Raw genomic sequence first — 26,030 nt, 5'->3', positions numbered from 1 at the left:
ATGGAATCCTTGACGGGCATCGCCTAATCTCGGGCACGCGGTCAATCAAGCCGCCCAGGCAATGCCGCGTCAGCCGACAGGAGGAAACGGATCATGGACGGCGATATCGTAACCAGCATTCTGCTGCCGGGCATTCTGGCCTTCATCATGTTCTCGCTCGGCCTCGGCCTCACCGGCGCGGATTTCGTCCGCATCGTGCGGCAGCCGCGCGCGCTGCTGGTCGGCGTGGTCTGTCATTTCGTGCTGCTGCCGCTGATCTGCTTCGCGCTGCTCAAGCTGGTGGGCATGACCGGAACGTTTGCCATCGGCTTCATGATCCTGGCGGCCTGCCCAACCGGCACGACCTCGAACCTGCTCACCTATATCGCGCGCGGCGATGTGGCGCTGGCGGTCAGCTTCACTGCGGTGGCCAGCGTGGCGACGATCTTCACCCTGCCGCCGATCGTGATCTGGTCGATGCAGCATTTCGCCGGCAGCGCCGCCCAGGCGGCGGTCAGCGTGCCGGTCGGCCTGATGATGGGCCAGATTTTCCTGATGTTGGGCGTGCCGGTGGGCCTGGGCATGCTGGTGCGTCAGCGCTGGTCGGGCACTGCGCTCAAATGGGAGCCGCGGGCGACACGCCTTGCTGCCGTGCTGTTCATCCTGATCGTGCTGGGCGCCGTGGCCAAGAACTGGGCGCTCTTGCGCGACAATGCCGGCACGCTGGCGGGCTTCGCCATCCTGCTCAACCTGCTGATGCTGGCGGTCGGATTCGGGGTCGCGTGGCTGGCGAAGCTGTCGCGGCCGCAGGCGGTGACGCTCGGCATCGAAACCGCCGTGCAGAATGCCACGCTGGCCATCGTGATCGCCAGCAGCGTGCTGCAGGACGACGCGCTCGCCATCCCGGGCGGGCTCTACGGCGTGCTGATGTATGCCGGCGGACTGCTGTTTGCGTTTGGGATGCGGCGGGTGATCAGCGCGGTGCCGGCGCGCTAACGCACAAAGGCCAGCCTTCGATAGCTGAGCGCTTCCGCCACATGGCTGCGCTTCACGCTGTCGGCGCCATCGAGATCGGCCAGCGTGCGCGCCACACGCAGCACGCGGTGATAGCCGCGCGCGGTCAGGTGCATGGCCTCGGCCGCCTTGCCCAATAACTCGCGGCCGGGCGCATCGGGTGCGGCCACCTGTTCCAGCAGTTCGCCATCGGCCTCGGCATTGGTGCGGATGTTCTGTCCGCGATAGCGCGCGCGCTGGATGTCGCGCGCGGCGGCCACACGCGCGGCCACGGTGGCTGAGTCCTCGCGTGGCGGCGGCGCGGCGAGATCAGCCGCGGCCACCGCCGGCACATCCAGCGTGAGGTCGATGCGATCCAGCAAAGGCCCGCTCAGGCGCGCCTGGTAGTCGCCGGCGCATTTCGGCGCGCGGGCACAGGCCAGCGCCGCATCGTCCAGATGGCCGCAACGGCAGGGATTCATCGCCGCCACCAGCTGCACCCGGGCCGGATAGCTGACATGGGCATTGGCGCGTGCCACCACCGCCTGTCCGGTTTCCAGCGGCTGACGCAGGCTGTCGAGTGTCTGGCGGTTGAACTCGGGCAGCTCATCCAGAAACAGCACGCCGAGATGCGCCAGGCTGACTTCGCCCGGTTTGGCACGCAACCCGCCTGTCAATTCCAACGAAAAATGCGACTGACGGCACCCGATGAGTGGCAATCCCATAACAATTCCTGCGACTTCCGACATTAGAAAATGCGACCAGTTTTCATGTCACATCAAATAACGCGACTGGATACGCGATGATCAAAGGAATCGAACCAAACCGGACGATCGCTGGCCATCTGACCACCCGCTTTCGAGATCCAGTCAAACCCTATCGTACCGATCTGGAGCGGGATTGCCTGCAGTTGCTCCAGCTGGACCATAAGGTTTTGAAGGTCAGGACGATGTTGCCGACCTTCGATATAGCCGTTGGCTCTGGCTATCGGCAGTATACACCCAGCCTCTACGCCATCTGGCATCGCCCGCGCTACTGTCCTTGGGGCCGTCGGGAAATGTTCATCGAGGTCCGGAGCAGCGCCGAGCTGGCCGCGGATGGAGGCCGGGAAACGCATTTCTGGCGGGCCGTCCGGGAAACCGTAAATATCATGCAATGCGGCTTCGTGATTCTCACGGAGAAGGAAATCCGGGTCCGGCGCCTGAAGAACGCTGAATTCCTAAATAAGTATTGGGGGGCATTTCCTGCTGACGAACTTTTCGGCGCTATCATGAAGACGACCGAGTTTCGGAAAGTCCCCCTGACCATCGGGGATTTGAGGTCGATCATGGTTGCCTATGGTTGGGCCGAACAACAGGTGAGCGATGCTGTATATACGCTGATTGTGAAACAGTATTTGCTGGTTGATCTCAATCAGCCAGTTACAGACATGAGCCCTGTGCGGAATTCCAACGACCTCATTGGCACCTTCCCGGTGCCTTACTGGGAGCAGCCCTGGCGGCCGGACCCCGAGCCGGTCGTGCAGGCAGACGAGCTATGCCCCGGGTAATTCCGCTCGGCCGGCGCGCCCTGACTGGCTACCTGCCGACCAGGTTTGGAACTGAGGCAATAGCCTACGAATCCCGTCTCGAGCGAGACTGTCTGATGTTGCTGCAGTTCGATCACCGCCTGCAATCACTCAAGAGCCAGCCTATAACGATCCATTACGAATTGGCTGGTCGACGCCGGCGCTACACGCCCGACATCCTGGCAGGCTGGGCAGAGGCAGCCTGGTCACCCTGGCGGCACGCCCGAATGCTGTTTGAAGTCAAACCGGCCGCAGACCTTGTAAGAAATGCGGAGCAGTGGCGTGAAAAGTGGAAAACCATACATCGTTATGCAGACGAGCATGGCTACGGCTTCGCCATTCTTACCGAATCGGAGATTCGCATTCCGCGCCTGAAGAATGCAGAGCTCCTGCTGCCGTACTGGGACCGCCGACCCGAACCGGAATTGTCCGTCAGATTGCGGAACATCGTGCAAGACGCCGACGGCGAAGCTACCATGGGCCACATCACGCAGATGGCAAGCGAGGCGGGCTGGCCGGTCTCTGACGTGGTGGCTGGCCTGCGCCATCACCTCCTGCACCGGATATTCGCCGCCAACCTCGACCGGCCGATCGAAGAGGGAACCTGTCTCCGCTTGCCGGAGCAGGAGGCGGTAGATGGCGGATATCGATTTACGGCGGGGAAGCCTGGTATCAGTAAAGGGGCGCAAAGCTCGGATTGAGCGGATCGACAGCCTGGACACCCTGGTCCTGCGCTGGAGCGATACTCGAGCAATTGAATCCGTCCAGCGATCCGATATCGATCGCGCCGATAGCGACAAATTTGAGAAGCTCACCCAGGCAAACGCAAGCCTTGAACAGATCGAAGAGGCGGCACGCTGGCAGAAGGCGTTGCAGCCGATCATTGATGCCGGTCGTGCGAGGGCTGACCTTGTGGCACAAGCTGCTACAGAGCTTCAGGTGGATCGTGCGACCATCTTTCGGCGCCTGAAACGCTATCGGATGAATGACGGTGTCAGCCTCGACCTGTTGCCGGTCGGCGGACAGGGCGGGCCGGGGATCACGCGGCTGAAACCGGACGTTGAGGCGATCCTGACGGATGTCATCCAGAAGCATTATCTGAAGCGCAAGTCGCCGTCGGTGGCTGCCAGTTACGATGAACTCAAGATTCGGTGCCGGAACGCCGGCCTTGAGGCGATGACGCCTCACTACAATACGTTCCTCAACCGCATCAACGCGCTGCCTCGGTGGGAGCGCGTTGCTTCACGGGATGGGTTTGCCACCGCCCGCGACAAGATGAAACCGATTAGGGGCAAATACCCAGGCGGTGATCGTCCGCTTCATCATATCCAGATCGACCATTGCTTCTGTGACATTGAACTGGTGGATGACATTCATCGCATGCCGATTGGCAGGCCCTGGTTGACGCTGGCGATCGATGTCTACAGCCGCATGGTGGTCGGGTTCTTCCTGTCATTTGACAGCCCGAGCGCCTCGAGCGCCGGCATGTGCCTGATCAACGCCATGCTGCCCAAGGAGACATTCCTGGCGGAGCTGAGGCTGCAGTATTCCTGGCCGGTCTGGGGGAAGCCGGGGGTTATCCTAGCCGACAATGCCAAGGAATTCCGTGGCGAAATGCTAAAATCCGCCTGCCGAATCTACGGAATTGAACCGCGTTTCCGACCCGTGCGCACACCCAATTACGGCGGTCATATCGAGCGGCTGATCGGTACGGCGGCAGGCTGGCTCAAGCAGTTACCGGGCGCGACCTATTCGAGTCCTAAGGAACGTGGCGATCGCAATGCATCTGACACGGCCGCCATGACCTTGCGGGGGTTTGAGCGCTGGCTGGTGCTCAACTTCATCGGCCGATACCACGAAGAAATGCACTCGGAACTCGGCCAGTCTCCGCGCGCGCAGTGGGAAAGCTTCTTCTTCGGGCCCAAAGGCCAGAAGGAAGAGCTTCCGGCCTATATCAAGGATGAACGCCGCCTCAGGCTGGCATTCACGCCTTTCAAAGGGCGGACCGTGCAGCGCTATGGCCTGCAGATCGACCGAATTCACTACATGAGCGATGCCATCCGACATCTCATTCCGATGCCGGGAGAGGCTGCGCGGACATACAAGGTCCACATGGATCCGCGGGACATCAGTAAGGCCTGGCTATACGAGCCCGAGGCGGACGAATATTTCGAGGTGCCTTATCGGGACCAGACAAGGCCCGCCATCAGCAAGTGGGAGGCCAAGGCTGCAATCCGGTATCTGGAGGAGCGGTCCTTACCGGTCGATGAAGCTGCCATCTTTGATGCCCATCATCAGCTTGAGAAGATCGTATCCGAAGAGGTGGAATCGACTCGCAAGGCCAAGCAGTCGCGTCGACGTATGGCGCGGGCCAAGGATCATCAGGAGCGCAAGCGCATTCCGGAAGCATTGTCGAAGCCATCCAATGATCTGGGGGCCCAGGCGGAACAGTCTCAGCCTGAGAATGTCGTCAGGCTGCCGCGGCGGCTTAAACCCTTCCCCACGCGGTTCTGATGACTGAGCCCCGTCCTCTGGCGTCTGCAAGCCTCGAGCATCTCTCGCCCGGGCTGGAGGCCATGCTCGTGCTGCCACCCGAAAAGCGCATCCTTGAGCACTGGACACGTATATTCATCAGCTATCCGCGCGCTCAATCCTACTTGAAGGAAATGGAGGAGTTGCGGGATGGCTCGCACGGGCATCGTCCTCACAACATGCTGCTTTACAGCACGACCGGAAATGGCAAGACCGCGCTTTTACGGGAATTCCTCAACCTGAACCCTCGGCGCGACGATGCCGGCGAGGAATGGGCTCAGATCCCAGTCCTGTATATCCAGGCGCCGCCCAAACCGGACGAGAACCGCTTCTGGAACGCCGTACTGAACGCGCTGGGCCTCAATTACCGCCCGACCGAGGCGCTGGGCAACAAGGAGAGCCTGGCCTTGAAGGCCATGCGCGGCTGCGGACTGAAGCTGCTGATCATCGATGAGATCCATAACGTCCTGGTCGGGCATTACAACCAGCAACGGCTGTTTCTGACGGTCATCAAGAATCTCAGCAACGAGCTCCAGCTTCCGATCGTGGCCGCAGGCATCGTCGATGCGGTCCGCGCCATGGTGGCCGATGGCCAGCTCGCCAGCCGCTTCGACAAGCGGCATTTGCCGGACTGGAAACTGGATGATGATTTTCTGCAGTTGCTGGTAAGTTTCGAGAGCGTGATTCCGCTGGCCAAGCCCTCGAACCTGGCGGATGATCAACTGGCGATCCAGCTTCATGCCATGAGTGGCGGCATCATCGGTGAATTGAGCCGGTTGCTGAAGAAGGCGGCCTACGAGGCCGTGTCGAACGGCACCGAGCAGATCACCAGGAAGCTTCTGAACAGCCTCGATTGGCAAAGCCCGGGAGAGCGTAAACGCGGGGTCTGATATGACCCAGGACGCGCTTTGGCTGTATCATCCGAAACCGAAGCCCGGAGAAATCCTCTCCTCCTGGCTCTGTCGCCTCGCGCTCGGCAATGCGCCGCGTCTGCACACCTTCTGCCATCTTGTCTGGCCGAACCGCCAGATCTGGAACCGCGATGTCGACCAGGTCGCTGATCGTCTCTTTGTGGCCCGGATAGCCCAGGGCACCGGCACATCCTTTGCGGATGCTTGGGAGACGACACTGACGGCACTGGAAGGGCGCCTGTTCGGTGCACGCCATGGTTCCGCGGTACCGCGGCTGATCCTGCATGTTGGGGTATTCCATCGCGATCGCCGGCGCCGCGGGCAGCAGTTTTGTCCACTATGTCTATCGGCCGATGCCTATTTTCGAAAGACCTGGCGGATTGCCTGGGTGACGACCTGCCCGATCCATAATGTTCGCCTTCACGACTGCTGTCCTGGCTGCGGCACCCGGGTGGTCTTTCACCGGGCCAAGGCCATGCGCCTTTGTTACATGTGTCGGGCTGATCTGACCAAAGCGCCTGTTATCCAGGCAGATTCGATGGCAATTGGCTTCGAGCGCTACCTTGCCAATGTGTTGACTGAGGACTGCGGCGCCCTGGGCGAAGCGACTGTCCCCGCGTTGACCATATTCGACATTCTGCGTCACATCCTGAGGCTGCTGGCGCAGGACGCGCGGGGTGCGATGTTGCGAAGCGCGGTGGCGGAGCAGTTCGATCTGCCATTCCAGGCACAGAGTATGCCAGAAGATTTCGAGGATCAGGGAGTTGTCTGGCGGTATCACCTGATGATGCTGGCGAGCCGGCTGTTCACGAGCTGGCCAAAGACCTTTGTTGAGGTCTGCCGGGCATCTGCCTTCTGGTATAGCTGGGCCATCAAGGACGGGCATGACCTGCCATCGGAATTTATGGAGGTCGCGCAGGAATACCTCGCTCGCCCGCCATACAAGGAGAGCTGTATTCGAAAGCGCGACGCTCGTGCATGTCTTGAAAAGCAACGCCTGGCATCAAAGCCGTATCCTCGCTTCCGAGGTGCCCGACTTTAGGACTCCACAATAGATATGAGGCGAACGGACAAAGACCGCGCGGCATTTTTTAGGGAATCGCTTTCTGTATGCCGCCATGTGGAAAGATCGATTTTCTTTCCAACAAGAGACCATCTACCGGCTGCCAAGGTAAGTTGTGTTGCGACGTCAAATAAGCGGGTTGTTTGCCACTTCCCATCGTGGCTGGTGACGATGCCGGCGGACCTGAAATCCGATTGCCCATCCATCTCAGCATCGAACAGGTAGTGTGTGACATCATTTTTGATGATCTCGGCGATCAGGAATCGCCGGGGCCTGTTTCGTGCCAGGCTCCAATACCAATTGCGTCCGTTTAACGCTTTAACTTTCGGAAAGACCCATTCGACGCCGGTGTTCGTGTAGGGCGTCGGGACTAGCCGGGTTTCATAACCATATGGGCTGAGATGTTTTAGAATTTCCATAAGCTGGTCGAGCCGATCGGGAATCGCGCCGGAGGTCTCGGCCTGCAACGGTTTGACCGATAAGGCGCCGACGTCGGTCTGATGCCAGCCACCATCGGCCGTGGAGGCCAGGTATGTGGCCTCGTCAGGCACTTCGAGAGCCTGGATTATTGCGGCGCCGCCCGCCAGCGGCCGCTTGATGTCGATCCGTTCTACAAGGCGGTTGAAAAGCCAGTCACCTTCAACATTGAGCGCAAGCGCCCTGCGGCGCGATGGTGATTGCGCCTCGTAAACGAGTGGACCTGTGCGGCGCGGCTTCCGGTGGAAAATGACATCTTCGCCGCCATTTTGCCCTGCCGAGGTCTGGTCCTCATCGGGGAGCGTGACGAGGACGCGCGGCGGTTTCCACTGTTCGTCAATGTTACGCAAGCGCTGGATCAGCTTTACGCCGACCGAACCCGAGTGACTGTATCTCCTGTCTGCCCAGGCCGAGATGAAATCATAGTCCCATTGGGTTTCCTGCGGCAAAGCGAAGGGCATATCGGGATAGGCTGGCTTCTGACGGATATCCTGCGCCTGCAGGGATCGGAAAACCGACCGCCAGGCCTCCCTGCCCTGGGGGGCGGTGCAATAGCGCAGGATGGTGTAAAGTTCGCTGTCGGTCAGGCCTCGGCCCGCATCGACCCGGTACAGGTCGGGCGCAATCCAGGTCGACGTCTGGGGGCTGAAGATCGTCTCATGCTGGTTGTGAAGCCCCAGCAGACCATCGAAGACGCGTTTGGACAGCCGGCTGTTGACACACCAGAAGTAGCGGATCAGTTCCACCACTGGCAGGTAGACGCGGTTTTCGTCGCAAGGCTCCGGATAGGTCTGAGTAATTTCGAAGAGTTCGTAGAGCGGGCCGGTAACGGCGCCACCTGTCATGGTCTTCAGATCAGATCCGGCCAGGCGTTCATCAGGGGCAATGCAGCGAAGTGTGGCCGCCACTCGCCTGGTCAAAACCGCGTGCATCTGGCGTTGCAGATGTTCGCCCTGAAATATGCTGCCCCAGCCGATCGCCGGCAGAAGTCCGACGCCTACCGTGACCTTTGCGAATTCTTCCGGCAGAGCGATCAGGAATCCGTCGGCGTCACGACTGAGTTCAGCCAGGGTAATCTCGCACTGGGTCTCGGGCAGATGGCCATCCTGGAAGAACGGGCCAATTCCCGTTACCTGCAGGTAGCGTTGCTCATAGGCCTGCAGGTCCGGCAGCAGGAACTGGCCCTGTTGGGCCCGGCGGGATCGCCTTTTCTTCTGCGGTATGTGCTGCCCCCTGTTATACTGGAGATCGCCCGTCATGGTTCTGCTCGCTTGCCGGCTAAGGTTGATGACAATGGCTTTTGTCCCCAGGACGGCAGAATTGCGGCAGAAATTCGCCGCACCTTCTTCTGACTAAAGCTGTATGCGAGTTGAGGGCTAAGCGCGATGACCCGCATGAATGGTCTGCCTCGTATCCTCGACCTGAGACGCCCTGACCATGCCGCCGTCTATCGGCGGAACTCACATGCCTATAGGCGGGCAACAGGAGAGTTGTTCTTTCGGATCAATGTGCGGCCGGAGGTACATGGAGCGGAGCTTTTGCCTTTCCTGGCGCCATCGGGACGTCTCACTGGCCGCTGGGTTTTGAGCGAAGGCCCAGTTTACACCACCCTGCCGGGCACTTTCTTCATCGTCGAGCCAGATGGCGCGGCGCGCGACATTCAGACTGGACTGGGCCGGTTTGAAATTCTCGGCATGGAAGCTGCCGTTTTTCACGCTGGCGCAGATGAGGACAATATCGATCGAAGCTTCGATCGTTGCGGCCGTTTTATCTGCGCCACGGCCGAGCGGGCTATCTGTGACTGGATCTATTTTGCCATGCGTAACCCGGGTTATGGGGAGCACGGCTGGGGGCTGGGGCCGGCAGCGGATCAAATCGACCTGGCCGGGCTTTCGTTGACGCGCATGCGTCGCCTGGTCGAGGCCATGGGCATCGCTGCCAATTTCGAGCGCTGGTATGCGCGGTGGCAGCAGGTCCATCGGGACGAAGACGTTGCGTCCAAGTCCAGCAAGGCGCTCGGTTACTGACGAATCAGTCGCATTTCAGCTTTGCTTTGACCTTTTCGATATCGGCCTGCTCCATGCTGCCATAGACGGGCCGATTGCCATTGGACGCCTGCTGGCTGAAGAAATACTGGTCGGAGAATCGGTTCCCCTTGAGATCCTGATAGGTCGGGCACACCACGATATGCCTGAAGTCATCCGTGTTGGCGACCGGGATGCGGATCATGCGGCTGGTCTTGCCGGGGTTGATCAGGTTGTTGGTCTCGGCATGGTCGGCAAAGCGCTCTTCATACTTCTCATTGTAAGCGCGCATCGGCATGCGGAACTGGCTGGCCGGATGGGTGCCGGCATTCTCGAACGCCACGATCAGATGGAGCTTGCCGTCCAGGTCAATAAGGCTTTCCTCGACAATATCGATCCGCGGCCTGGCGGCGGCAGTATTCATATCGAGGACTTTCTCGGTGTTCGAATAAGCCATGTAGCTGACGAAGACGCCGGTCAGAGCAATGCCGGCCTGGACAAGAGGGAAGTATTTCATTGCCATTTCCTTATGATCGATAGAGTGGGTGAGATCAGACGGCGACCCTGAAGCCGCCCAGGCCATGCTCAGGCCTGGGATGCAGATCGCTGAACGAAGTCATGGCCGGGGCGCCGAGCTCCATCTGCAACAGGCTCATCGCGGGTTTGAGGCTGGCAAGCCGCATGGCTTGGGCAATCGTCAGCGCCGCGGTCGCGGCACCGACAAAGGGCACGGCGACACTTGCCTCGGCGAGGGTAAAGGTGCCGCAGCCGTCATGCTGGCGCTCGTGTTCCTGATAGGCCGGCAGGCGCATCACGGCGTCGACATCCTTGTCGTTGGCAGGATGGGTCCAGTAGCGCTCCGGGCTGCTGCCCTGGGGCAGGACGCGGACCTGGATGCCTTCGAAGTCAACCGGGCCATGGCCGACGCCGGCATCGATCATGTACGCAAAGCCCGCTTTCGCCAGCCCCATGCGAGGCACGACATTGTCCAGGCCGCAAATCAGCAGGGGTGCTTCATGCTCGGTGGGACGGAGATCGTCGTTGAAGCGGCGCTCGACCAGCCGGGCGGACCAGCCGGCGGCCTCGATCCAGTGCTGGGCCACCCGGGTCTTCATCCGGCCCAGGCTCTCCAGGCTGTTGATCAGGCCCGTATCGATATTCTCCTCATTCACCGTCTGATCGTCCTGCAGGACCAGCCGGCCTGCACCGGGGACGAAGGCGAGTGTCCAGAGGAAGGCCTGACCGAGATGGCCCAGGCCCACCAACCAGAGGTCATCGGGCATATACACCTGGTCGGGTCCGGTATCCGCCTGCGGGTTCCAAGGCTCCCAGAGCGACACTGTAACCTCGCGGCGGCCGGCTTTGGGATCTTTGCGCAGGGCGGCGAAAGCCTCGCGGACGGCCAGTGCCCCGGCAAACGCACCGGCCAGCGGATTGGCGCTACGGCCACAAGGGCGTGGATCCCAGCCCGGAGATAGGCCCGCCAGCCAGCCATCCCACCAGCAGCTGACAAAGGCCGGCTGGTCATCGGGAATGGGCATGGCGGCCGGAAGGCCGATGGCGATGCCATGTGTCATCCCCGGCGACGGGGTGGTGCTGATCGACGCGCCGAGCGCCCAGGCAACCTCGATCAAGCTCTTGCCGATCGGCAGCGGGCGCAGCAGGAGCACATCCTCTGTGAGCACCAGCGTGGCCTGCTGGAAGCATTTCATGGCAGTTGCGATCGCAGTCAGCGCGGCGGCCTGGCCGGCGGCGGTGCGGGCAAGGTCCGGGCTGAGCAGGACGCCGACATGGATCGTGGCCAGTTGGGCCTCGGCTTTCTCGAAATCCGGTCCTCCCGGCACATCGGTCAGCGCCTTGGCGATGCGGGAGCGACGGAGATGGATGGTCATCGCGATGCCTCCAATTTGAAGAAGCGCTGTCCGCTGGCGGTATGGGTGTGCCAGCGGCTATTGCCCAGGAATTCGTACATGCCGATGCCCCCCGGCAGCGTCTCGCGTCGGGCGAAGTGCGGAATGATCAGGGCATAGTGGCCCGCCCGCAACATGACCGGATTGTCCTGGTCGGACTGGCTCTGCAGGTAGCTGCCGGGATGGACATGCACGTCGGCCACTACACCGTAGCCGCGCTGGCGGCAGATCGCCCAAAGCCTCGAGAGCGCCGGGCTGGTGATATGCACGATGCCGGTGTCGAGGGCATGCGGATCGACATCGTCGTAGAAGACGAATTCAAGGATGCGTTTGGCCTGGCCTTCGGGACGGCCGAGCAGGAAGGCACCGCTTTCGCGGCGCCCGCCCAAAGTGCGGCGTTCCAGCTCACGAACGCCAGCCGCCCAGATCGCCGGATCGCATTTAAGCCGGCACGGGCTGCTGAAGAGCCATGTGCTGAGCCTGTTCAGCCATGAGAGCATGCAGATTCTCCATAATGAAGACGAGCGGGCGGTTGCGGTGCCAAGCCTGGTCGGGGCGCTTCTGCGTCCAGCCGTTATGCACGGCGGCATGGCGCTGCCAGGCGAGATAGATGCCACCATGCGTGCCGTGATCGCCCCAGTCCTTCAGCGCATTGGTGAAGCCGGGCGAGCCGGTCGGGGCCGGCGGGCGCTGGCCGAAGGTCGGCCCATCACCGAATGCCCAGCGCTCGACAAAAGGTGCTGTTGCCGGAAAGCCGCGGCATTCGAAGTGGAAGTCATGGGCAAAGACCTGGCCGCTGGCGAAGTCCTTGCCGATGACACGGACATAGAGGTCGGGGAACTGATAATGCTGGACGATCCAGCGCCCGTCCTCGATGCCCTGGAGGAAGCGCACCCCATCGAGATGCGCTTCCAGGGTTGCCTGATCGGGCGGCAGATCAGCCATTATTGAAGTCCTTGAGCGTCAGCGAGACGACGAGGCTGCAGCTCTTCTTGTCGGCATACTTGCCGATCGCATCGCCGCGCGGCAGCGGCTGATCCGCACCGGGCAGGATGAGGTTCGCCTTGCTGCGGGCGTCGGGGTCGAGCTTGAAGCCGTTGCGACCCACGGCCCACAGCAGGACGCGGTTGACAGTCGCCGCCGGCGTGAACTTCTTGGTCTTGGTCTCGTGCTCATACTGCACCGAGACCATGATCTTCTTGCAGCGGTGCAGGACCAGGACCACGGCCTTCTTGCCGAGGATCTCATCGCCCACATCGACATCGGTGTCGTGCTGGAAGATGTAGGCCTCGTCGAAGCCGGCCTTGGCCAGCACCGCCTTGCGGATGTCCTGGCCGGTCTCGGCTTCGACCTCGAGGAGGTCGGGGTTCGGCTGGTCCTCGATCTGAACTTCGATACGCGTCTTCATGGGAATCTCCTTGCTAGACGGGAAAAGAGTTGGGTGGGGCGTTCCGCTTCTGGCGTCGGATCAGCCCCGCGGCGGGAAATCGTCCTTGCCATGGCTGTCGCGCTCACGGATCTGACCGTTGCGGCCATGGACGAAGAGTTCGGTGCCCTGGCGCTGCGTGATCTCGCGGGCGCGGTCGATCGCCTCGGCCTGGGTCGGCAGGACGGCGGAGGCGCGTTCGGCCCCGGCGCCCTTCACGGCCCAGCCATCGGCGTGGGGCACAACATGCTGGTTACGTTTGTCGGTCATGGGCCTTGGCCCTCCATGTTCAAGCTTCAGAAAGAACGGCAAACTGCCGATCCGCTAATTAGCGTATTTTGTGGCCAAGCTTTTGTCAAGGCCATGGTTAACGGGCCTGAATGCCAGGAGCCAAATGCTAAGGAAAACTAGAAATTACTTAATAATATCAAGCTTTAAAAGCCGGACACGGGCGGCGTCCGCCGAGACTTGGAATGCGGTCCGCGCCCTGTCGATCATGCTGACGGCTTGGTCAGGAGTGACCGGTGCCTCCGTCGCCTGGCCGATTCCGGCTCGAAACTCTTCGGCAAGTTTGCGGCATCGAGTCCTCGGCATCAGGAAGGCGCCGCAGGCATAACCCGCCTGCCACTCCATCCAGTCGACCTGGGGCGCATTGATGATGCCCTCGCGCATGCAGATCTGCCGATCAACGCCGCGCTCGCGCCCTTCGGAACTGCTCTGGAACTTCTCATCCCACAGGTAAGCGTGAAAGCAGACGTGACCGTACTCGTGGGTCAGCGTTGTGCGCAGCCGGTTTTCCATCCGCGGATCTTCGGACAGCTTCCTGGAGATTTTTACGCGGGGCTTTCCATTGCGCCGAAATTCGGTGATGCCTTCGACTTCAGGGCCCCACTGCGTCAGGTCTGCGTATAGGTCGAGATCGTCAGTGTCGCGCTCGATGAGGCAGGTGATATCGTCCGTCGATATCGGAAATTCGACCTTGCCATAACGCTGCTTCAAATAATCGGTGACGATCCGTTCGCAGCTTTGATCAAGTTCAATCGGGTCATAGTGCGGCCGCATCTTGAAGCGGCCGGTCCTGTCAGGGACGGACTTCACGCTAGCTCCGATTGGACTTTGGTGCCGGCGAGCGGAAGGCCACCATCAGCTCGTTCAGTTCCTCCCGCGTATATTTGCGCTCGCGCACATAGTCTGGGAAGCGACCGGCAAGGTAATACAGCCACTCCGCTTCGACCTCGAGGACCGAGGCGAATTGACGAACGATATGGTCAGAGGTGGGGCTGCGACGATCATGCTCGATGTCATTCAGATACTGCGGCGAGATTGCTTCGCCATCTTCACGAATGATGCGCGCCGCGAGCTCTTTCTGGCTCCAGCCTTTCTCCTTGCGGAATTTGCTGATGGCGCGGCCGAATGTGGAGACGTCATCGGCTTGACGTGAAGTCGAAGGCATTGGGCACCTGAATAAACGGGAGTTCAGCGGATATGCTGATTAGCGTAGTCCGAATTTCGGGATTGTCAACCGCTGTTTCTTTATTTATGTAATTCCTCTTTTCTTTATTTATTGCAGCGACATGACGGTCGCCGGGGCCAATGGGCAAGAGCATTCGTGGGAAGAAGGCGGACGGCGGCTCGGCCGGCGCGACGCGCACGCGCGGTTCATCGCCTGACGACAAGGCCATGAATTTCAAGGTCTCAATCGAGTTCCATACCGAGTTCAAGACCTTTGCCGCCACGCATCGTCGGTCGATGACGGAGCTGCTCAGAGAAGGCTTCGATCTCTTGAAAAAGCGCTACCCGACATGACCTCAGCGGCGAAGTCTGCACACTGAAGTGAAGCGTGAAAAATTCTCAACCGCGTTGGTCTTGATACGGCAGGGCGTGCACTTCATTTGTTCTCCGCTGACCACAGCGTTGGCTTGTGTCCGGAGCATGTTGCTCAGCCGGAGTCGGCGGTCGACTGCCAGGGCGCAAGCTCAAAATGGCTGTGATTAGCGCGGGGTTACGCTTTTTTTTGCTGCAGGGCTTGACCACATGTGCAACAAACAAGGTGTTACACCGGAGGAGAACGACATATTGAGAGGAGATTCGTGAATCCCCTCAACATGTTGTGGTGATCTAAAATCGAATCGGAGAGAGTGAGACAGATATGCACCCGAAACGCGTTGGCCAACCTCTTCCTCTTCAGACGGAAGAAGCGCTGGCCTCCGAACACGGGCAGGCACCAGGCCTGGGCTGGGAGGTCAGTGACGATGCGCGCGAAGCCATCGAGGAAATCGAAGCAAATCGTCGTGACGCTGAATACCATAGTATTGCGGTAAGGATCGGATAGCGACGACGTGCTGAGCATTGTGATGATCGGTTAGCATTGCGACCGATCTCTGGTAGAAAGGCAGCCGAGAGGCTGCCTTTTTCCATCTACGGAACGCACTGATTTCAGACTGTCCTGCTGACGATGGCGATCACAACAACAAAACTAGAAAACGACGCCGAGTGGGAAGATCTGCACCTGAGCATCGATCGACGCAAAAAGATCCTTGCTGTCGATTCCATCCTCAAATCCGCCAGAGATACCGGTGCGATCGCGGCCATCATCGAGGAGGAATATCTCGATCGAGATTTCACGGCCGAGTTCTCCACCTTCTATTCAAAGGTATTCAAGCGCCATACGAAAATCTGTCGGCGCGTGCATTTCTTCTCGGCTGCGATTGATCAGATCATCGCCCTTCCAGATCCCCGAGACATCGCCAATGGCCTTGAGGGGCTGTGCAACGAGGGCCAGTATATCGGATATATCGTCCTGCGCCCGATCGATCATGCGCCGCTTGGACGGGTCATATTGAAATGCCAGAAGACCTTGCCGGATATGCAATGCGATCTTCTGGTCAGGACAAAGCATGAAGCGCACCTGTTGGGCGCCAAACTTGCCGTCGAGGCATTGGCATACACACAGCAGGATCGGCGTACCGGCGCCTGTGCCCAGGCCTCGATCTGGATGGCGGGCCGGCATTTTCATCACGAGCATCATGGGCCCTGGAGGTCGGTGCCCGACATCACGGAAGCCGCAACGAGGGTCATTGATCAGGTAACGTCATCGCATGTTCCAGCCGGATCGGGCGGTTTGACGATTGAAGGCATGGTCCGGACGCTGCGGGAAATGGACCGCATTCCTTTGCTGTACCGCGCCTCGGTTGCCAATGGCCGGCCGATCTGGCCTGCCCAGCTGCGGCCGGAAACAATTATCCAGCGCTATGTCGATTCCGGCATCCCGGTCATTGTTGTCCTTGCTCCTTGGGAGAACGGCATGACGGAAGCGCATGCAGTCATCGCGACCGGCATGGTGCGATGCGTCCTGCCTGACAGGTATCCGCTTCCCGAAAGAGCCACGCGCGCAGAATATTGCGAATACTTTCTCGTGAATGACGATCAGCGCGGCGTAAACCTGCTGATGCCGCGAGGGAATGGGCAGCCATACGCCAATACGCCTTATACGCTCAGCAATATCATGTATCTCATCGTCCCGTTGCCGGAGAAAGTGTACATCCCGGCCGAGGCGGCCGAGCGCATCGCCTGGGACATGGTGAATTCCTACAATCGGGACTGGGCTGCAATCAAAGCCGAGAATGCAGATGGTCTTGGCCAATCGGCCGGATTGGGGGATCGGTTCTGCCAGGATTTTGTAAACCACCGGCTTATCGCGCGGACCTATCTGACATACGGGTGGCGTTACAAGAACCGGATTCTTGCCAACACAATGACGCCGGAGTTTCGTGCGTTCATCTATCAGCACGATCTGCCGCGGCTGGTCTGGGTTACGGAATTCGGAAGTTTTGATTCATTCAATCACCTTGCCGATAGCGACGCCTCCATTCTCGGCCATGCCGTCATAGATGCGACGTCCAGCAATCTGTGGGAAAGCAGCCGCTCCATATTCCATGCCCCTGGTTATGCGTCGCGGTGGTTTCCGATGCAGGGTGATCCCTACGGGCCTTATGATCAGGCGAAGCGCATTTGCCGCGACGATCAGCCTTATAAAATAAAGATTCGCGGACAATAGGTCGCGTTTCGCCAGTATCGTGACGGCTCTCCAGGTCGAACGAAATCCGAGGGCCAAGCCGCAAGCGACAGCGGGACCAGTTCTGCCCCGCGCTTTGATCAGCCTGGCACTTGGATGAAAACGCGTGTCAGTTCACCTGCTTCAGCCCGCTCCAGCTGCGGCCTTTGGCTTCCGTCACCAGAATACCGTATTTCCGCTTCGTTGCCGCCGCCGCGGACTTGGCCTTGGCCAACACATCTGAGCGAGTGATCTCGCCTTCGTAATTGTATTCCGCCGGCGGAAGCTCATAGACCGTCCCATCGTCGCTGACGATGATGGTCGAGAAACCTTCTTCATCCATCTTTTCATGTAGCAGGAGATAGTCGTCGTCATCGGCGTCATGCAGGATGACGCGCGTGGTGAATGAAGCCATGGTCGCTCCTATCGTTGGGATACTGTCGCTCAGGCGGCCTGTGCCGGTGCACTGATCTTGAAGTAACGCGGCCCCTTCTTGGCGTAGCCGACGGATGCCCCGAGCCGGATAACGACGATATTGTCGTTGCCGTCGCAGGCGTCAGCGATGGTTGAGAAGACCCGTAGCAGCAGTTTCCCAGACCGTATCAGCCAGGTGGTCGTGGTGAGGTGAACCGCGTCCTTGTCGAGCGAGTGGATGGCGTCGATGACCTCGGATCGGGCCTGCGAATAATCTGCTTCCCTGTTGAGGTCGTAGGTCACGACGTAATTGGTGATAATCTCGGATGCCTGACGGGCACGAGTTTCGATCGCGGTGAGTTTTTTAAGCTGCTCCTCACTCAAGGCCACAGCTTTTCCGATGGCCGATGTCGCCATGTTTTCCCCATTGCCTGCCTGATCTTGCCTGCGCAGGCGTTGCCTGTCCGGGCGAAGTTAACTCCGGTGGATGGGGGTCACAATTGATTTTTCGGCAGAAGATCACCCATCATAAGAACGTATGCGGGTCTGCCGTGGCGGCGCCAATGTCAGGCGGCGCGTTTCGAAAGCCGGAGCAGGATGCGCTCCATCTGGTCGATCTCCTCCTGCTGGCTCTTGATGATCTGCTGACACAGATCGGCCAGTTCCGCATCCGTAATTGCGGCCTCACGGCACATCAGGATGGCGCCCGAATGATGCGGGATCATGGAGCGCACGAATTCGGCATTTCCGACGGCTGCCTGTGTGCGCATGCCGACATAGCTGCCGATGAATACAAGTGCGGCCACGGCAACGATCGTCCAATTCAGACGCTGTATGGGGAACATCGAGCGCATGGCGACAAGCATGACGAGAGCCATGGGGGCGACCATCATCAGGGTCATGTAGACGTTGTTGAGGTTAAAATGGAAATTCGAAAGCGAATTGATCATGGTATACATGACCAGGTACATGATGACGAAATCGACCGCCAGTTCGGCGGCGAAGCGTAAGTAGTGGGATTTATGCATCTCGTGCGAATGATGCGCCATGGCATGTCTCCAGGACCGTGATCAGACCGGTCTATGAATAACGGGCATAGACCGTCGCCGTTCCGCCCTTGGCAAACAGCAAAACCTCATAAGCGTCCGTCTCTCCGGTCTCCATGCCGGGCGAGCCTTCGGGCATACCGGGCACCGTCAGGCCGAGTGCGTCCGGCCGCTCCAGCAGCAGCCGCTTGATGTCGTCTGCCGGGACATGGCCTTCGATCACATAACCGCCAACCCGGGCGGTATGGCAGGAGGAAAGCTCCGGCGTGAGCCCGGCATTGAGCTTTTCCTGGTTGAGGACGGCCATTGGGACGTCCTTGGCCGTGACCTGGAAACCGGCCTTGCGCAGATGGGTGATCCAGGCGTTGCAGCAGCCACAGCTCGAGGTTTTCAGCACATGGATGGCCTCCATCGCCCGGACCGGGACGATGGGAAGTACCGTGGCTGAAAGGGTCAGCATCAGAAAAGCGCGACGGTTCATGGTGGTCTCCTTCACATCTTTGGAATGTTGCGTTGCTTGATCAGGGCATAGATCGCGGGGATAACGATCAGGGTAAGCAAGGTGGACGACACCATGCCGCCGATCATAGGCACGGCGATGCGTTGCATGACTTCCGAGCCAGTCCCAGTGATCCACAGGATCGGCAGCAGGCCCGCCATGATGGTGATCACTGTCATGGCCTTTGGTCGCACGCGGTCGACGGCGCCCTCGACAATCGCCGCCCGCAGGTCTTCTTTCGTAAAGGCACGCTCTTCGGTGCGACAGAGCGCCTGCCGGTCGCGCAGCGCGTGGTCGAGGTAGATCAGCATGATCACCCCGGTTTCGGCGGCGACGCCAGCCAGCGCAATGAAGCCGACGGCGACTGCCACGCTGAAGTTGAACCCCATCCAGTCCATCAGCCAGAGCCCGCCGATCAGGGCAAAGGGCAGGCTCAGCATCACGATCAGGGTTTCGGTCATGCGCCGGAAATTGAGGTAGAGCAGCAGCATGATGACGAAGAGCGTCGCCGGTACGACGACGCTGAGGCGCTGCTTGGCCCGCTCCAGATACTCATACTGGCCGCTCCAGGCGAGCGTCACACCCTTGGGCAACTGCACCTCGCGGGCCAGCAGCGCCTGGGCGTCGGCGACATATGAACCTATATCGCGGCCCTGCATGTCGATAAAGACATAGACCGCGAGCTGGGCATTCTCGGTGCGGATCCCGGTCGGCCCCTGTTCCAGCCTGGTGCTGGCCAGTTGCCCGAGTGGCACCATGGCGCCATTGGGCAACGGCACCAGGACTTCGCGGGCGATGGCCTGGGGGCTGGACCGCAATTCGCGCGGGTAGCGGATGATCACGCCATAGCGCTCCCGGCCCTCCACTGTGCTGGTGACCAGTTCGCCGCCCAGCGCCATGGCGATGACATTCTGTAAGGTGTCGACGGTCACACCATGCCGCGCGAGCGCCAGGCGGTCTGGCTCGATGGTGAGGTAGTAGCCGCCGATCACGCGCTCGGCAAAGGCGCTCGACGTGCCCTGGACTTTGCGCAGGCTGGTCTCGATCTTCCTGGCAAGGCCGTCGAGTTCGGCGAGGTCTGGCCCGAACAGTTTGATGCCAAGCGTGGTGCGGATACCAGTCGAGAGCATGTCGGTGCGCATCTTGATCGGCATGGTCCAGGCATTCGAGACGCCGGGGATCTGCAGCGCCTGATCCATCTCCCGGATCAGGCTGTCGACGGTCACGCCCGGCCGCCATTCCGACTGCGGTTTCAGGTTGATCACGGTCTCGAACATCTCGGTCGGCGCCGGATCGGTCGCCGAATTGATCCGGCCCGCCTTGCCGAAGACGCTTTCCACCTCCTGGAAGCTCTTGATGATCTTGTTCTGGGTCTGCAGAAGTTCGGCCGCCTTGGCGATCGAAAGTCCCGGCAGAGTGACCGGCATATACTGGATAGTGCCTTCATTCAGGTTCGGCATGAATTCCGTGCCGATGCGGGACAACGGAATCCAGCTCAAGCCCAGAGCCAGAATGGCGATCGCGATCGTCAGTCCCTTGGCGCGGAGCACCAGGTCGATCACCGGCCGGTAGGCTGCGATGAGCAGCCGGTTCACCGGGTTGCGGTGCTCAGGAACGATCCTGCCGCGGATCAGCAACACCATCAGCGCCGGCACGAGTGTCACCGAGAGCAGGGCTGCGCCCGCCATGGCAAAGGTCTTGGTATAGACCAGCGGCTTAAACAGCCGGCCTTCCTGCGCTTCGAGCGCGAAGATCGGTATGAAGGATACCGTGATGATCAGCAAGCTGAAGAAAAGCGACGGACCGACCTCGACGGCTGCCTCGGTCAGTACCTTGACCCTGTCGGCATCCGGGCCGGCCCGTTCCAGTCGCTTATGGGCATTCTCGATCATCACGATGGCGGCATCGACCATGGCGCCGACGGCGATCGCAATGCCGCCCAGGCTCATGATGTTGGACGTGATGCCGAATGTCTCCATCAGGATAATCGCGATCAGGATACCGACCGGCAGGGTGACGATGGCGACAAGCGCGCTGCGGACATGCAGCAGGAAGATGAAGCAGACGAGCGCCACCACGACCGATTCCTCGATCAGGGTGGATTTGAGCGTGGCAACTGCCCGCCGGATCAGTTCCGAGCGGTCGTAGACCGTCACGATGTCGACGCCCTCGGGCAGGCTCGCCTTCATTTCATGGATGCGCGCCTTGACCCCGTCGATCACGGCAAGCGCATTCTGGCCAGCCCGCTGGATGACGGTGCCGCTCACCACCTCGCCTTCGCCATTCAGCTCGGTGATGCCGCGGCGCTCGTCCGGCCCCAGCTCGATGCGGGCCACATCAGACAGCCGTACCGGCGTGCCACCTTCAGCTTTCAGGACAATCTGGCCGATATCGGCGAGGCTGCGCAGGTAGCCGCGACCGCGCACCATGAATTCAGTTTCGGCCATCTCGATCACCCGGCCGCCGACATCCCGGTTGCTCTGCCGGATCGCTTCGGCGACCCGTTCAAGCGGTATGTTGAAGGCCTGCAGTTTGCGGGGATCGACCACGACCTGATACTGCTTGACGAAACCGCCGGCGGACGCGATCTCAGCCACGCCGTCCGATTTGGCGAGCTGGTAGCGGATATTCCAGTCCTGAAAGCTGCGCAACTCGGCCAGCGTCTTCTGCGCTCCGGTGACGGCATACTGGTAGACCCAGCCGACACCGGTCGCATCCGGGCCCAAGGCCGGCGTGATCCCAGCGGGAAGCCGTTTGGTGGCGAAGTTCAGGTATTCCAGTACCCGGCTGCGGGCCCAGTAGAGGTCGGTGCCTTCCTCAAAAATCACATAGACAAAGGACACACCGAAGTAAGAGAAGCCGCGCACCACCTTGGAGCGGGGCACATTCAGCATGGCTGAAGTGAGCGGATAGGTGACCTGGTCCTCGACCACCTGCGGTGCCTGGCCCGGATACTCGGTGTAGACGATCACCTGGGTGTCGGAGAGGTCGGGAATGGCATCGAGCGGCAGGCGGCTCAGTGCAACCAGGCCAGCCGCACTCAGGAACAGGGTCGCAAACAGCACCAGGAAGATGTTGCGGGTCGACCAGCGGATCAGGGCGGCAATCATTTCGGCGTCTCCTGACCCGACTGTCCTGCCGGCGGCGGCGCAAAGGATTGCAGGGCAGCTTTCAGGTTGGCTTCGGCGTCGAGCAGGAAGTTCGCCTGCACCACCACGGCCTCGCCCTCATCCAGCCCGTCGCGCACCTCGACATAGCCGTCGCCGCGTGCGCCCAGCCTGACCTCGCGGGGATCGAAGCGGCCCATGCCGATATCGACGATGACGATCTGACGCCGACCGCTGTCGATCACCGCACTATCGGGTATGGCAAGTGTCTCTTCGGTGGTCGCCTGGGTATTCAGCAGCACCGAGGCGTACATTTCGGCCTTGAGCGCGCCATCCGCGTTGGGCACCTCGATCCGCACCCGGGCGGTGCGGGTCTCGCGGTTCACCGTCGGATAGACGAAAGCGACCTTGCCGGCGAACTTACGATTTGGATAGGCGTTCACCGCGATCTCGACCGGCTGGCCCGGCTTGATCAGACCCAGATCCTGCTCGAACACCTCGGCCTGCAGCCAGAGCTGGCTGTCATCCACCAGGCGGTAAAGCCGCTCGCCCGGCATGATGCGCATGCCCTCGACCACGGCCTTGTCCATCACGAGGCCCTGCATGGGGGCGGCAATGGCGAATTGCCGGCTGACCTGGCCGCTACGCAGCAGGCGGTCCTGGACGGCTTTGGGCAGGTCGAGATTGCGCAGGCGGGAAAGCGCGCCTTGAACGAGGCGATCTGCATCATTGCGCGCAGCTTGGTCATTTGTAGGGGTTTCATCGCGCAGGCGTGCGGCCAGCAGGTATTCCTCCTGGGCCTGTACCATGGCCGGGCTGTAGACCAGCATCATGGTCTGGCCGGCCTTGACCGGCTCGCCAGTGGCGTTGACAAGTAGCTTCTCGATCCAGGCTTCGTATTTGAGGGTCACATCGACCTGGCGGCGTTCGTCAAACTGGAAGCTTGCGGTCGCGCGCACCGGCTGCGACAGCATGCGGCTGCGGGCTTCTTCCGTGCGGACGCCGAGCAGCTGGATCTTCTGCGGGCTCAGTTTGATGCCGCGATCGAGCCCTTCTTCCTCGCCCTCGTAGACCGGGATGTAATCCATGCCCATCCAGTCTTTTTTCGGGGCCGGCGAGACGTCGGGCAGGCCCATCGGGTTGCGGTAATAGAGCAGCTTCTTTTCAGCCTTCGGTGCTTCTCCGGCTGGCTGGGCCGATGTCATGGCTGACATGGTCGCGTCCTTGCCACGAAATACCCCCGGCAGGCCGTGCGTTCCCAAGACATAGCCACCAGCGCCAGCCAGTGCCGCGATCGCGACGCCAGCCAGGATGAATTGAGGGCGGATCATAGGTCACCTCCGACCAGACGTTCGATTTCGGCCAGCAGCCGGCGTTGTTCGGCCTGGGCACGGATGCCATCCAGTTCGACCTCGCGCAGCCGGCTCTGCGCCTGCACCAGGTCGGCGAAACCGCCGCTGCCCTGCTCATAGGCGCGCAACTGGGCGGTCAGCGCCGCACGCGCCTGGGACAGAATGCTGCCGCTGCTCAAATTCTCGATGCGCTGCTGGGCCTCCAGACCGGCCAGCATCTCGCGCAAAGTCGAGGCCAATTCGAGTTCAATCGCCAGGCGCCGGACCCGGACGGCGCTCTGCTCGGCAATCGCCTCGTTCTTCTTGGCATCCCGCAGACCGCCGCGCAGGGGAATGTTCAGAGTGACGTAGGCCTCGTAGGCCCGCACCCCGAAATCCTGCTCGATCGTACCCACGCCGAGCGAGACATCGGGCACCCAGTCGGCATCGGCAAGGCGTCGCCTGGTGTCGGCGCCGGTGCCGCGAGCGACCAACTGGCGGAATTGCGGGCTGCGGTCGAAGGCTTCCGCCATGAGGTTCTCGAACTGCAACCGCTCCGGCCTTGGCATCGGCGCCAGCCCGAACGGGGGCTGCAACATGGCGCTCGTATCTCGACCCAGCAGGCCGTTCAGGCGGGCATCGAGCTGGCGGATATCGCCCTGCAGGCGCGCAATTTCGATTTCCAGCCGGTTGCGGGCCAGGCGGCTGTTGAGCGCGCCTTCCTGACCGATCCGCCCTTGTGCATAGCCGCGGTCGGCCGCCTCTACGGTGCGATCCAGCAGGCCGCGTTGCTCAGTGAGAATGCGCAAACCTGCCTGGGCGAGATAGCGCTGCGCCTGCACGCCCTTGATCCGCGCGACCAGTTCATTGGCGACCTGATCCTGGCGCGCCTGCGCGTCCGCCGTGTCGGCATCTGCGATGCTGCGGCGCAAGTCGCGTTTGCCACCCAATGGGAAGCTCTGCTCCAGCATGTATTTGCGATAGCCAAGCTGATTGGGCAGCGGGCCGGACGAGCGCGTGTTGTCGTTGAATTCGACCCGGAAGGTCGGATCCGCGAGGCTGTCGGCGGCCGAGGCTCTAGCCGCCGCCATGTCGCGCTCAAGCGCTGCGACCGCGATATCGGGATGCTGGTTGCGGGCCGTCGCCAGCAGCAAGGACAGCTCGCCACCCAAAGCAGGCTGTCCCAGCGTCGGCTGCGCCAGGACCGGGATACCGGCGGTGGCAATCAGCAGCAGCATGGTGCCAATGGCACCACGGCATACAAAAGGTTTGAACATGGAAAATGCTCCGTCTCCAGACGTCGGACATGGCCCGGCAGGCCGGGCCGTGGGTCAGGTCAGGAGCGGAGGATCGGCGGATCGTAAAGCGGCGGCGGCAGCCAGTCGGCGATGCCGCGGTCGGCGAATGAAGGTTCAGCCACAACATTAAGCCGGGTCATGGCTGATTGCGGGGGTAGGCTCACGCCCGGAATAGCGATGCAGCCAACCTTGCATTTCGACAGATCGGCAGTGCCATCGAGACCGGCCTGATCGGCTTCGTCGCAGCAATCGTGACCTGATGCCGAGGCCTGAATGGTTTCCGACTGGGCCGCGCCAGCATCATTGGCCGGCGCACAATTGGCGCTCATCGGCGCCAGCGGGCCCAGCAGGAGCCCAATGGCGACCAGAAGACGGAGTGCTTTGGCCAAACCGGCGGTCATGTGCATAGTCTACACCGACTCCGCCTGCTTCCGAACGGCAAAGTGACGCAGGCCCGCCAGGTATTATGGGACCGGTGGCCATCAATGGTCATGATGCGCCCCGACATCGCCGATAACATCGACCCATTGCCCGGCGTTGAAAATGAGACGCAAGGGAACATGCATGCCGTTGCGCAGCGTCTCGCGCAGCCCGGTCAACTCGACCCACATATGAGATGTGGCGAAATCCAGAACCTGCTCCGGCTTCACGCCGAGCGAGTCCAATTGCAACTGACGCCCATCGCCGGCATTGAACATGATCCGGCTGCCGGACGCGACCGGCGTGTCTACCCGCAGCAGGTGGATGATGCTGCCTGTATTGTTATGGATGCTGAATTTCAGGACCGCACTTGTGCCGTTCCGCGGCTCGATCAGAGCGTGGTCGACATCGATCTGGGGGCCGAATTCGGTATGGGCGCGAACTGCTGGCGGGAGCAGCAGCACAAGAGCGAACAGCATGAGCGCCCAGGTAGCGTGACGCCAAGATACGTGATGATGGTCACGCCAGGCCTTCATGCGGCTGGTCACTTGAAATGGAGCAGAATTAAGCTTTAACGGCATGGGCGCGATGTCCAGCAAAACCTCCCCTGACCGAGTGGTGGACCGAAGGACCCACAACGGCGCCATCCGGACCAGGGGAGGCCTCTGCCGGCCCCTATTTCTTGGGCTCGACCGAGGTCACGACCATGGCACCACTGTCCTTGGTCACGGTAAAATTGACCGTCTCGCCGACCTTGGCCTTGTCCAGCAGGCTCGGATCCTTCACCTGGAAGACCATGGTCATGCCAGGCATATCCATAGCTTCGATCGGGCCGTGCTTGATGGTGATCTTGCTCGCGTCCCTATCGACTTTTCGGATCTCGCCTTCGCCCTTACCCGTCATCTGGGCAAAAGCGTCAAGGCCAGCTCCACCAAGAGCCAGAAACACGGCGGCGGCGAGGATAAGCTTCTTCATGATG

The 26,030-nt window shown here is 60.8% G+C and carries 28 protein-coding genes and 1 pseudogene; 9 read left to right on the top strand and 20 right to left on the bottom strand.

The features are described 5' to 3' along the window. Positions 1-93 precede the first annotated feature (93 nt). Complete coding sequence (locus AC1ROT_RS05240; protein ID WP_492997599.1) at positions 94-975, top strand: bile acid:sodium symporter family protein; 882 nt, start codon at positions 94-96, stop codon at positions 973-975. On the opposite strand, the pseudogene AC1ROT_RS05235 reads toward AC1ROT_RS05240, so the two are convergent. Continuing rightward, positions 972-1,643, bottom strand: a pseudogene (locus AC1ROT_RS05235) (ATP-binding protein); the annotation flags it as partial. The gene AC1ROT_RS05240 and the pseudogene AC1ROT_RS05235 sit on opposite strands and share 4 nt — an antisense overlap. Positions 1,644-1,774: 131 nt before the next feature. Between AC1ROT_RS05235 and AC1ROT_RS05230 the strand changes: the two are divergent. The 5 genes from AC1ROT_RS05230 to AC1ROT_RS05210 all read left to right on the top strand — a co-directional run bounded on the left by AC1ROT_RS05230 (position 1,775) and on the right by AC1ROT_RS05210 (position 7,024). Further along, positions 1,775-2,521 (top strand): hypothetical protein, encoded by a 747-nt coding sequence (locus AC1ROT_RS05230; RefSeq protein ID WP_492997597.1) that lies wholly within the window; start codon positions 1,775-1,777, stop codon positions 2,519-2,521. Between the two features lie 95 nt (positions 2,522-2,616). Then, positions 2,617-3,240, top strand: a complete 624-nt coding sequence (locus AC1ROT_RS05225; RefSeq protein ID WP_492997595.1) for a TnsA endonuclease N-terminal domain-containing protein — start codon at positions 2,617-2,619, stop codon at positions 3,238-3,240. Next, entirely contained in the window at positions 3,176-5,053 is a 1,878-nt protein-coding gene (locus AC1ROT_RS05220) for a TnsB C-terminal domain-containing protein (protein ID WP_492997593.1), read from the top strand. Before AC1ROT_RS05225 ends, AC1ROT_RS05220 begins: the two co-directional genes overlap by 65 nt. Continuing rightward, positions 5,053-5,961: a TniB family NTP-binding protein gene (locus AC1ROT_RS05215; RefSeq protein WP_492997592.1), complete on the top strand. Its 909-nt coding sequence runs from the start codon at positions 5,053-5,055 to the stop codon at positions 5,959-5,961. Before AC1ROT_RS05220 ends, AC1ROT_RS05215 begins: the two co-directional genes overlap by 1 nt. Position 5,962: 1 nt before the next feature. Further along, the gene (locus AC1ROT_RS05210) at positions 5,963-7,024 is read left to right on the top strand and encodes a TniQ family protein (protein WP_492997591.1); all 1,062 of its coding nucleotides are present in this window, start codon (positions 5,963-5,965) and stop codon (positions 7,022-7,024) included. On the opposite strand, the gene AC1ROT_RS05205 is transcribed toward AC1ROT_RS05210, so the two are convergent. Further along, positions 7,021-8,781, bottom strand: a complete 1,761-nt coding sequence (locus AC1ROT_RS05205; protein ID WP_492997590.1) for a hypothetical protein — start codon at positions 8,779-8,781, stop codon at positions 7,021-7,023. The genes AC1ROT_RS05210 and AC1ROT_RS05205 overlap by 4 nt on opposite strands. A gap of 126 nt (positions 8,782-8,907) precedes the next feature. Between AC1ROT_RS05205 and AC1ROT_RS05200 the strand changes: the two genes are divergently transcribed. Then, the gene (locus tag AC1ROT_RS05200) at positions 8,908-9,549 is read left to right on the top strand and encodes a hypothetical protein (RefSeq protein ID WP_492997588.1); all 642 of its coding nucleotides are present in this window, start codon (positions 8,908-8,910) and stop codon (positions 9,547-9,549) included. Between the two features lie 4 nt (positions 9,550-9,553). On the opposite strand, the gene AC1ROT_RS05195 is transcribed toward AC1ROT_RS05200, so the two are convergent. The 8 genes from AC1ROT_RS05195 to AC1ROT_RS05160 all read right to left on the bottom strand — a co-directional run bounded on the left by AC1ROT_RS05195 (position 9,554) and on the right by AC1ROT_RS05160 (position 14,335). After that, on the bottom strand, positions 9,554-10,129 hold the full coding sequence (locus AC1ROT_RS05195) for a hypothetical protein (RefSeq protein ID WP_492997587.1): 576 nt from the start codon (positions 10,127-10,129) through the stop codon (positions 9,554-9,556). Then, positions 10,098-11,438 carry a ubiquitin-activating E1 family protein gene (locus tag AC1ROT_RS05190; RefSeq protein WP_492997586.1) on the bottom strand — a complete coding sequence of 447 codons (1,341 nt, stop codon included), beginning with the start codon at positions 11,436-11,438 and terminating at the stop codon, positions 10,098-10,100. Before AC1ROT_RS05190 ends, AC1ROT_RS05195 begins: the two co-directional genes overlap by 32 nt. After that, on the bottom strand, positions 11,435-11,956 hold the full coding sequence (locus tag AC1ROT_RS05185) for a hypothetical protein (RefSeq protein WP_492997584.1): 522 nt from the start codon (positions 11,954-11,956) through the stop codon (positions 11,435-11,437). The genes AC1ROT_RS05190 and AC1ROT_RS05185 overlap by 4 nt, the downstream gene beginning before the upstream one ends. Continuing rightward, positions 11,898-12,401 carry a DUF7665 family protein gene (locus tag AC1ROT_RS05180; protein WP_492997583.1) on the bottom strand — a complete coding sequence of 168 codons (504 nt, stop codon included), beginning with the start codon at positions 12,399-12,401 and terminating at the stop codon, positions 11,898-11,900. The genes AC1ROT_RS05185 and AC1ROT_RS05180 overlap by 59 nt, the downstream gene beginning before the upstream one ends. Beyond that, positions 12,394-12,864, bottom strand: a complete 471-nt coding sequence (locus tag AC1ROT_RS05175) for a hypothetical protein (RefSeq protein ID WP_492997582.1) — start codon at positions 12,862-12,864, stop codon at positions 12,394-12,396. Before AC1ROT_RS05175 ends, AC1ROT_RS05180 begins: the two co-directional genes overlap by 8 nt. 60 nt (positions 12,865-12,924) lie before the next feature. Beyond that, positions 12,925-13,152, bottom strand: coding sequence for a DUF2188 domain-containing protein (locus AC1ROT_RS05170; RefSeq protein ID WP_492997580.1), 228 nt, complete (start codon positions 13,150-13,152; stop codon positions 12,925-12,927). A 144-nt stretch (positions 13,153-13,296) separates the two neighbouring features. Beyond that, positions 13,297-13,980: an ImmA/IrrE family metallo-endopeptidase gene (locus AC1ROT_RS05165; RefSeq protein WP_492997578.1), complete on the bottom strand. Its 684-nt coding sequence runs from the start codon at positions 13,978-13,980 to the stop codon at positions 13,297-13,299. A 1-nt stretch (position 13,981) separates the two neighbouring features. Beyond that, the gene (locus tag AC1ROT_RS05160) at positions 13,982-14,335 is read right to left on the bottom strand and encodes a helix-turn-helix domain-containing protein (RefSeq protein WP_492997576.1); all 354 of its coding nucleotides are present in this window, start codon (positions 14,333-14,335) and stop codon (positions 13,982-13,984) included. Between the two features lie 140 nt (positions 14,336-14,475). Here AC1ROT_RS05160 and AC1ROT_RS05155 point away from each other — a divergent pair, with 140 nt between their 5' ends. Together AC1ROT_RS05155 and AC1ROT_RS05150 are read left to right on the top strand one after the other, a co-directional pair. Next, positions 14,476-14,688, top strand: coding sequence for a hypothetical protein (locus AC1ROT_RS05155; RefSeq protein ID WP_492997574.1), 213 nt, complete (start codon positions 14,476-14,478; stop codon positions 14,686-14,688). Positions 14,689-15,337: 649 nt separating this feature from the next. Further along, positions 15,338-16,939: a hypothetical protein gene (locus tag AC1ROT_RS05150; protein WP_492997572.1), complete on the top strand. Its 1,602-nt coding sequence runs from the start codon at positions 15,338-15,340 to the stop codon at positions 16,937-16,939. Positions 16,940-17,066: 127 nt separating this feature from the next. Here the strand turns inward: AC1ROT_RS05150 and AC1ROT_RS05145 are convergent, their stop codons facing one another. The 10 genes from AC1ROT_RS05145 to AC1ROT_RS05100 all read right to left on the bottom strand — a co-directional run bounded on the left by AC1ROT_RS05145 (position 17,067) and on the right by AC1ROT_RS05100 (position 26,026). Further along, the gene (locus tag AC1ROT_RS05145; protein WP_492997570.1) at positions 17,067-17,351 is read right to left on the bottom strand and encodes a hypothetical protein; all 285 of its coding nucleotides are present in this window, start codon (positions 17,349-17,351) and stop codon (positions 17,067-17,069) included. A 29-nt stretch (positions 17,352-17,380) separates the two neighbouring features. Beyond that, entirely contained in the window at positions 17,381-17,767 is a 387-nt protein-coding gene (locus AC1ROT_RS05140; RefSeq protein WP_492997569.1) for a hypothetical protein, read from the bottom strand. 149 nt (positions 17,768-17,916) lie between these two features. Further along, entirely contained in the window at positions 17,917-18,399 is a 483-nt protein-coding gene (locus AC1ROT_RS05135) for a DUF305 domain-containing protein (RefSeq protein ID WP_492997568.1), read from the bottom strand. 31 nt (positions 18,400-18,430) lie between these two features. Further along, entirely contained in the window at positions 18,431-18,877 is a 447-nt protein-coding gene (locus tag AC1ROT_RS05130; protein WP_492997567.1) for a DUF411 domain-containing protein, read from the bottom strand. An 11-nt stretch (positions 18,878-18,888) separates the two neighbouring features. Beyond that, complete coding sequence (locus AC1ROT_RS05125; RefSeq protein WP_492997565.1) at positions 18,889-22,005, bottom strand: efflux RND transporter permease subunit; 3,117 nt, start codon at positions 22,003-22,005, stop codon at positions 18,889-18,891. Then, a complete protein-coding gene (locus AC1ROT_RS05120) occupies positions 22,002-23,333 on the bottom strand; it encodes an efflux RND transporter periplasmic adaptor subunit (protein WP_492997563.1) in 1,332 nt (443 codons plus the stop codon). Before AC1ROT_RS05120 ends, AC1ROT_RS05125 begins: the two co-directional genes overlap by 4 nt. Then, complete coding sequence (locus AC1ROT_RS05115; protein WP_492997561.1) at positions 23,330-24,610, bottom strand: TolC family protein; 1,281 nt, start codon at positions 24,608-24,610, stop codon at positions 23,330-23,332. The genes AC1ROT_RS05120 and AC1ROT_RS05115 overlap by 4 nt, the downstream gene beginning before the upstream one ends. A gap of 59 nt (positions 24,611-24,669) precedes the next feature. Continuing rightward, entirely contained in the window at positions 24,670-25,038 is a 369-nt protein-coding gene (locus tag AC1ROT_RS05110) for a hypothetical protein (protein WP_492997559.1), read from the bottom strand. Between the two features lie 75 nt (positions 25,039-25,113). Continuing rightward, complete coding sequence (locus AC1ROT_RS05105; protein WP_492997557.1) at positions 25,114-25,632, bottom strand: copper chaperone PCu(A)C domain-containing protein; 519 nt, start codon at positions 25,630-25,632, stop codon at positions 25,114-25,116. Positions 25,633-25,726: 94 nt separating this feature from the next. Continuing rightward, entirely contained in the window at positions 25,727-26,026 is a 300-nt protein-coding gene (locus AC1ROT_RS05100; protein ID WP_492997554.1) for a copper-binding protein, read from the bottom strand. Positions 26,027-26,030 lie beyond the last annotated feature (4 nt).

It is taken from the genome of Ferrovibrio sp. GW821-FHT12E11 (assembly GCF_058806975.1).
Note: the sequence above shows the minus strand (reverse complement) of the source record. Positions and strands in the feature narration are given on the sequence as shown.

Bases quoted from the DNA above. Each gene is read 5' to 3' on its own strand.
- AC1ROT_RS05215 (WP_492997592.1), top strand. From the start codon at position 5,053: ATGACTGAGCCCCGTCCTCTGGCGTCTGCAAGCCTCGAGCATCTCTCG.
- AC1ROT_RS05210 (WP_492997591.1), top strand. From the start codon at position 5,963: ATGACCCAGGACGCGCTTTGGCTGTATCATCCGAAACCGAAGCCCGGA.
- AC1ROT_RS05140 (WP_492997569.1), bottom strand. From the start codon at position 17,767: ATGGCGACATCGGCCATCGGAAAAGCTGTGGCCTTGAGTGAGGAGCAG.
- AC1ROT_RS05185 (WP_492997584.1), bottom strand. From the start codon at position 11,956: ATGCTCTCATGGCTGAACAGGCTCAGCACATGGCTCTTCAGCAGCCCG.
- AC1ROT_RS05170 (WP_492997580.1), bottom strand. From the start codon at position 13,152: ATGACCGACAAACGTAACCAGCATGTTGTGCCCCACGCCGATGGCTGG.
- AC1ROT_RS05115 (WP_492997561.1), bottom strand. From the start codon at position 24,610: ATGTTCAAACCTTTTGTATGCCGTGGTGCCATTGGCACCATGCTGCTG.
- AC1ROT_RS05180 (WP_492997583.1), bottom strand. From the start codon at position 12,401: ATGGCTGATCTGCCGCCCGATCAGGCAACCCTGGAAGCGCATCTCGAT.
- AC1ROT_RS05205 (WP_492997590.1), bottom strand. From the start codon at position 8,781: ATGACGGGCGATCTCCAGTATAACAGGGGGCAGCACATACCGCAGAAG.
- AC1ROT_RS05110 (WP_492997559.1), bottom strand. From the start codon at position 25,038: ATGCACATGACCGCCGGTTTGGCCAAAGCACTCCGTCTTCTGGTCGCC.
- AC1ROT_RS05120 (WP_492997563.1), bottom strand. From the start codon at position 23,333: ATGATCCGCCCTCAATTCATCCTGGCTGGCGTCGCGATCGCGGCACTG.
- AC1ROT_RS05105 (WP_492997557.1), bottom strand. From the start codon at position 25,632: ATGCCGTTAAAGCTTAATTCTGCTCCATTTCAAGTGACCAGCCGCATG.
- AC1ROT_RS05135 (WP_492997568.1), bottom strand. From the start codon at position 18,399: ATGGCGCATCATTCGCACGAGATGCATAAATCCCACTACTTACGCTTC.
- AC1ROT_RS05190 (WP_492997586.1), bottom strand. From the start codon at position 11,438: ATGACCATCCATCTCCGTCGCTCCCGCATCGCCAAGGCGCTGACCGAT.
- AC1ROT_RS05220 (WP_492997593.1), top strand. From the start codon at position 3,176: ATGGCGGATATCGATTTACGGCGGGGAAGCCTGGTATCAGTAAAGGGG.
- AC1ROT_RS05200 (WP_492997588.1), top strand. From the start codon at position 8,908: ATGACCCGCATGAATGGTCTGCCTCGTATCCTCGACCTGAGACGCCCT.
- AC1ROT_RS05130 (WP_492997567.1), bottom strand. From the start codon at position 18,877: ATGAACCGTCGCGCTTTTCTGATGCTGACCCTTTCAGCCACGGTACTT.
- AC1ROT_RS05230 (WP_492997597.1), top strand. From the start codon at position 1,775: ATGATCAAAGGAATCGAACCAAACCGGACGATCGCTGGCCATCTGACC.
- AC1ROT_RS05175 (WP_492997582.1), bottom strand. From the start codon at position 12,864: ATGAAGACGCGTATCGAAGTTCAGATCGAGGACCAGCCGAACCCCGAC.
- AC1ROT_RS05225 (WP_492997595.1), top strand. From the start codon at position 2,617: ATGTTGCTGCAGTTCGATCACCGCCTGCAATCACTCAAGAGCCAGCCT.
- AC1ROT_RS05155 (WP_492997574.1), top strand. From the start codon at position 14,476: ATGGGCAAGAGCATTCGTGGGAAGAAGGCGGACGGCGGCTCGGCCGGC.
- AC1ROT_RS05195 (WP_492997587.1), bottom strand. From the start codon at position 10,129: ATGGCCTGGGCGGCTTCAGGGTCGCCGTCTGATCTCACCCACTCTATC.
- AC1ROT_RS05125 (WP_492997565.1), bottom strand. From the start codon at position 22,005: ATGATTGCCGCCCTGATCCGCTGGTCGACCCGCAACATCTTCCTGGTG.
- AC1ROT_RS05145 (WP_492997570.1), bottom strand. From the start codon at position 17,351: ATGGCTTCATTCACCACGCGCGTCATCCTGCATGACGCCGATGACGAC.
- AC1ROT_RS05150 (WP_492997572.1), top strand. From the start codon at position 15,338: ATGGCGATCACAACAACAAAACTAGAAAACGACGCCGAGTGGGAAGAT.
- AC1ROT_RS05160 (WP_492997576.1), bottom strand. From the start codon at position 14,335: ATGCCTTCGACTTCACGTCAAGCCGATGACGTCTCCACATTCGGCCGC.
- AC1ROT_RS05100 (WP_492997554.1), bottom strand. From the start codon at position 26,026: ATGAAGAAGCTTATCCTCGCCGCCGCCGTGTTTCTGGCTCTTGGTGGA.
- AC1ROT_RS05240 (WP_492997599.1), top strand. From the start codon at position 94: ATGGACGGCGATATCGTAACCAGCATTCTGCTGCCGGGCATTCTGGCC.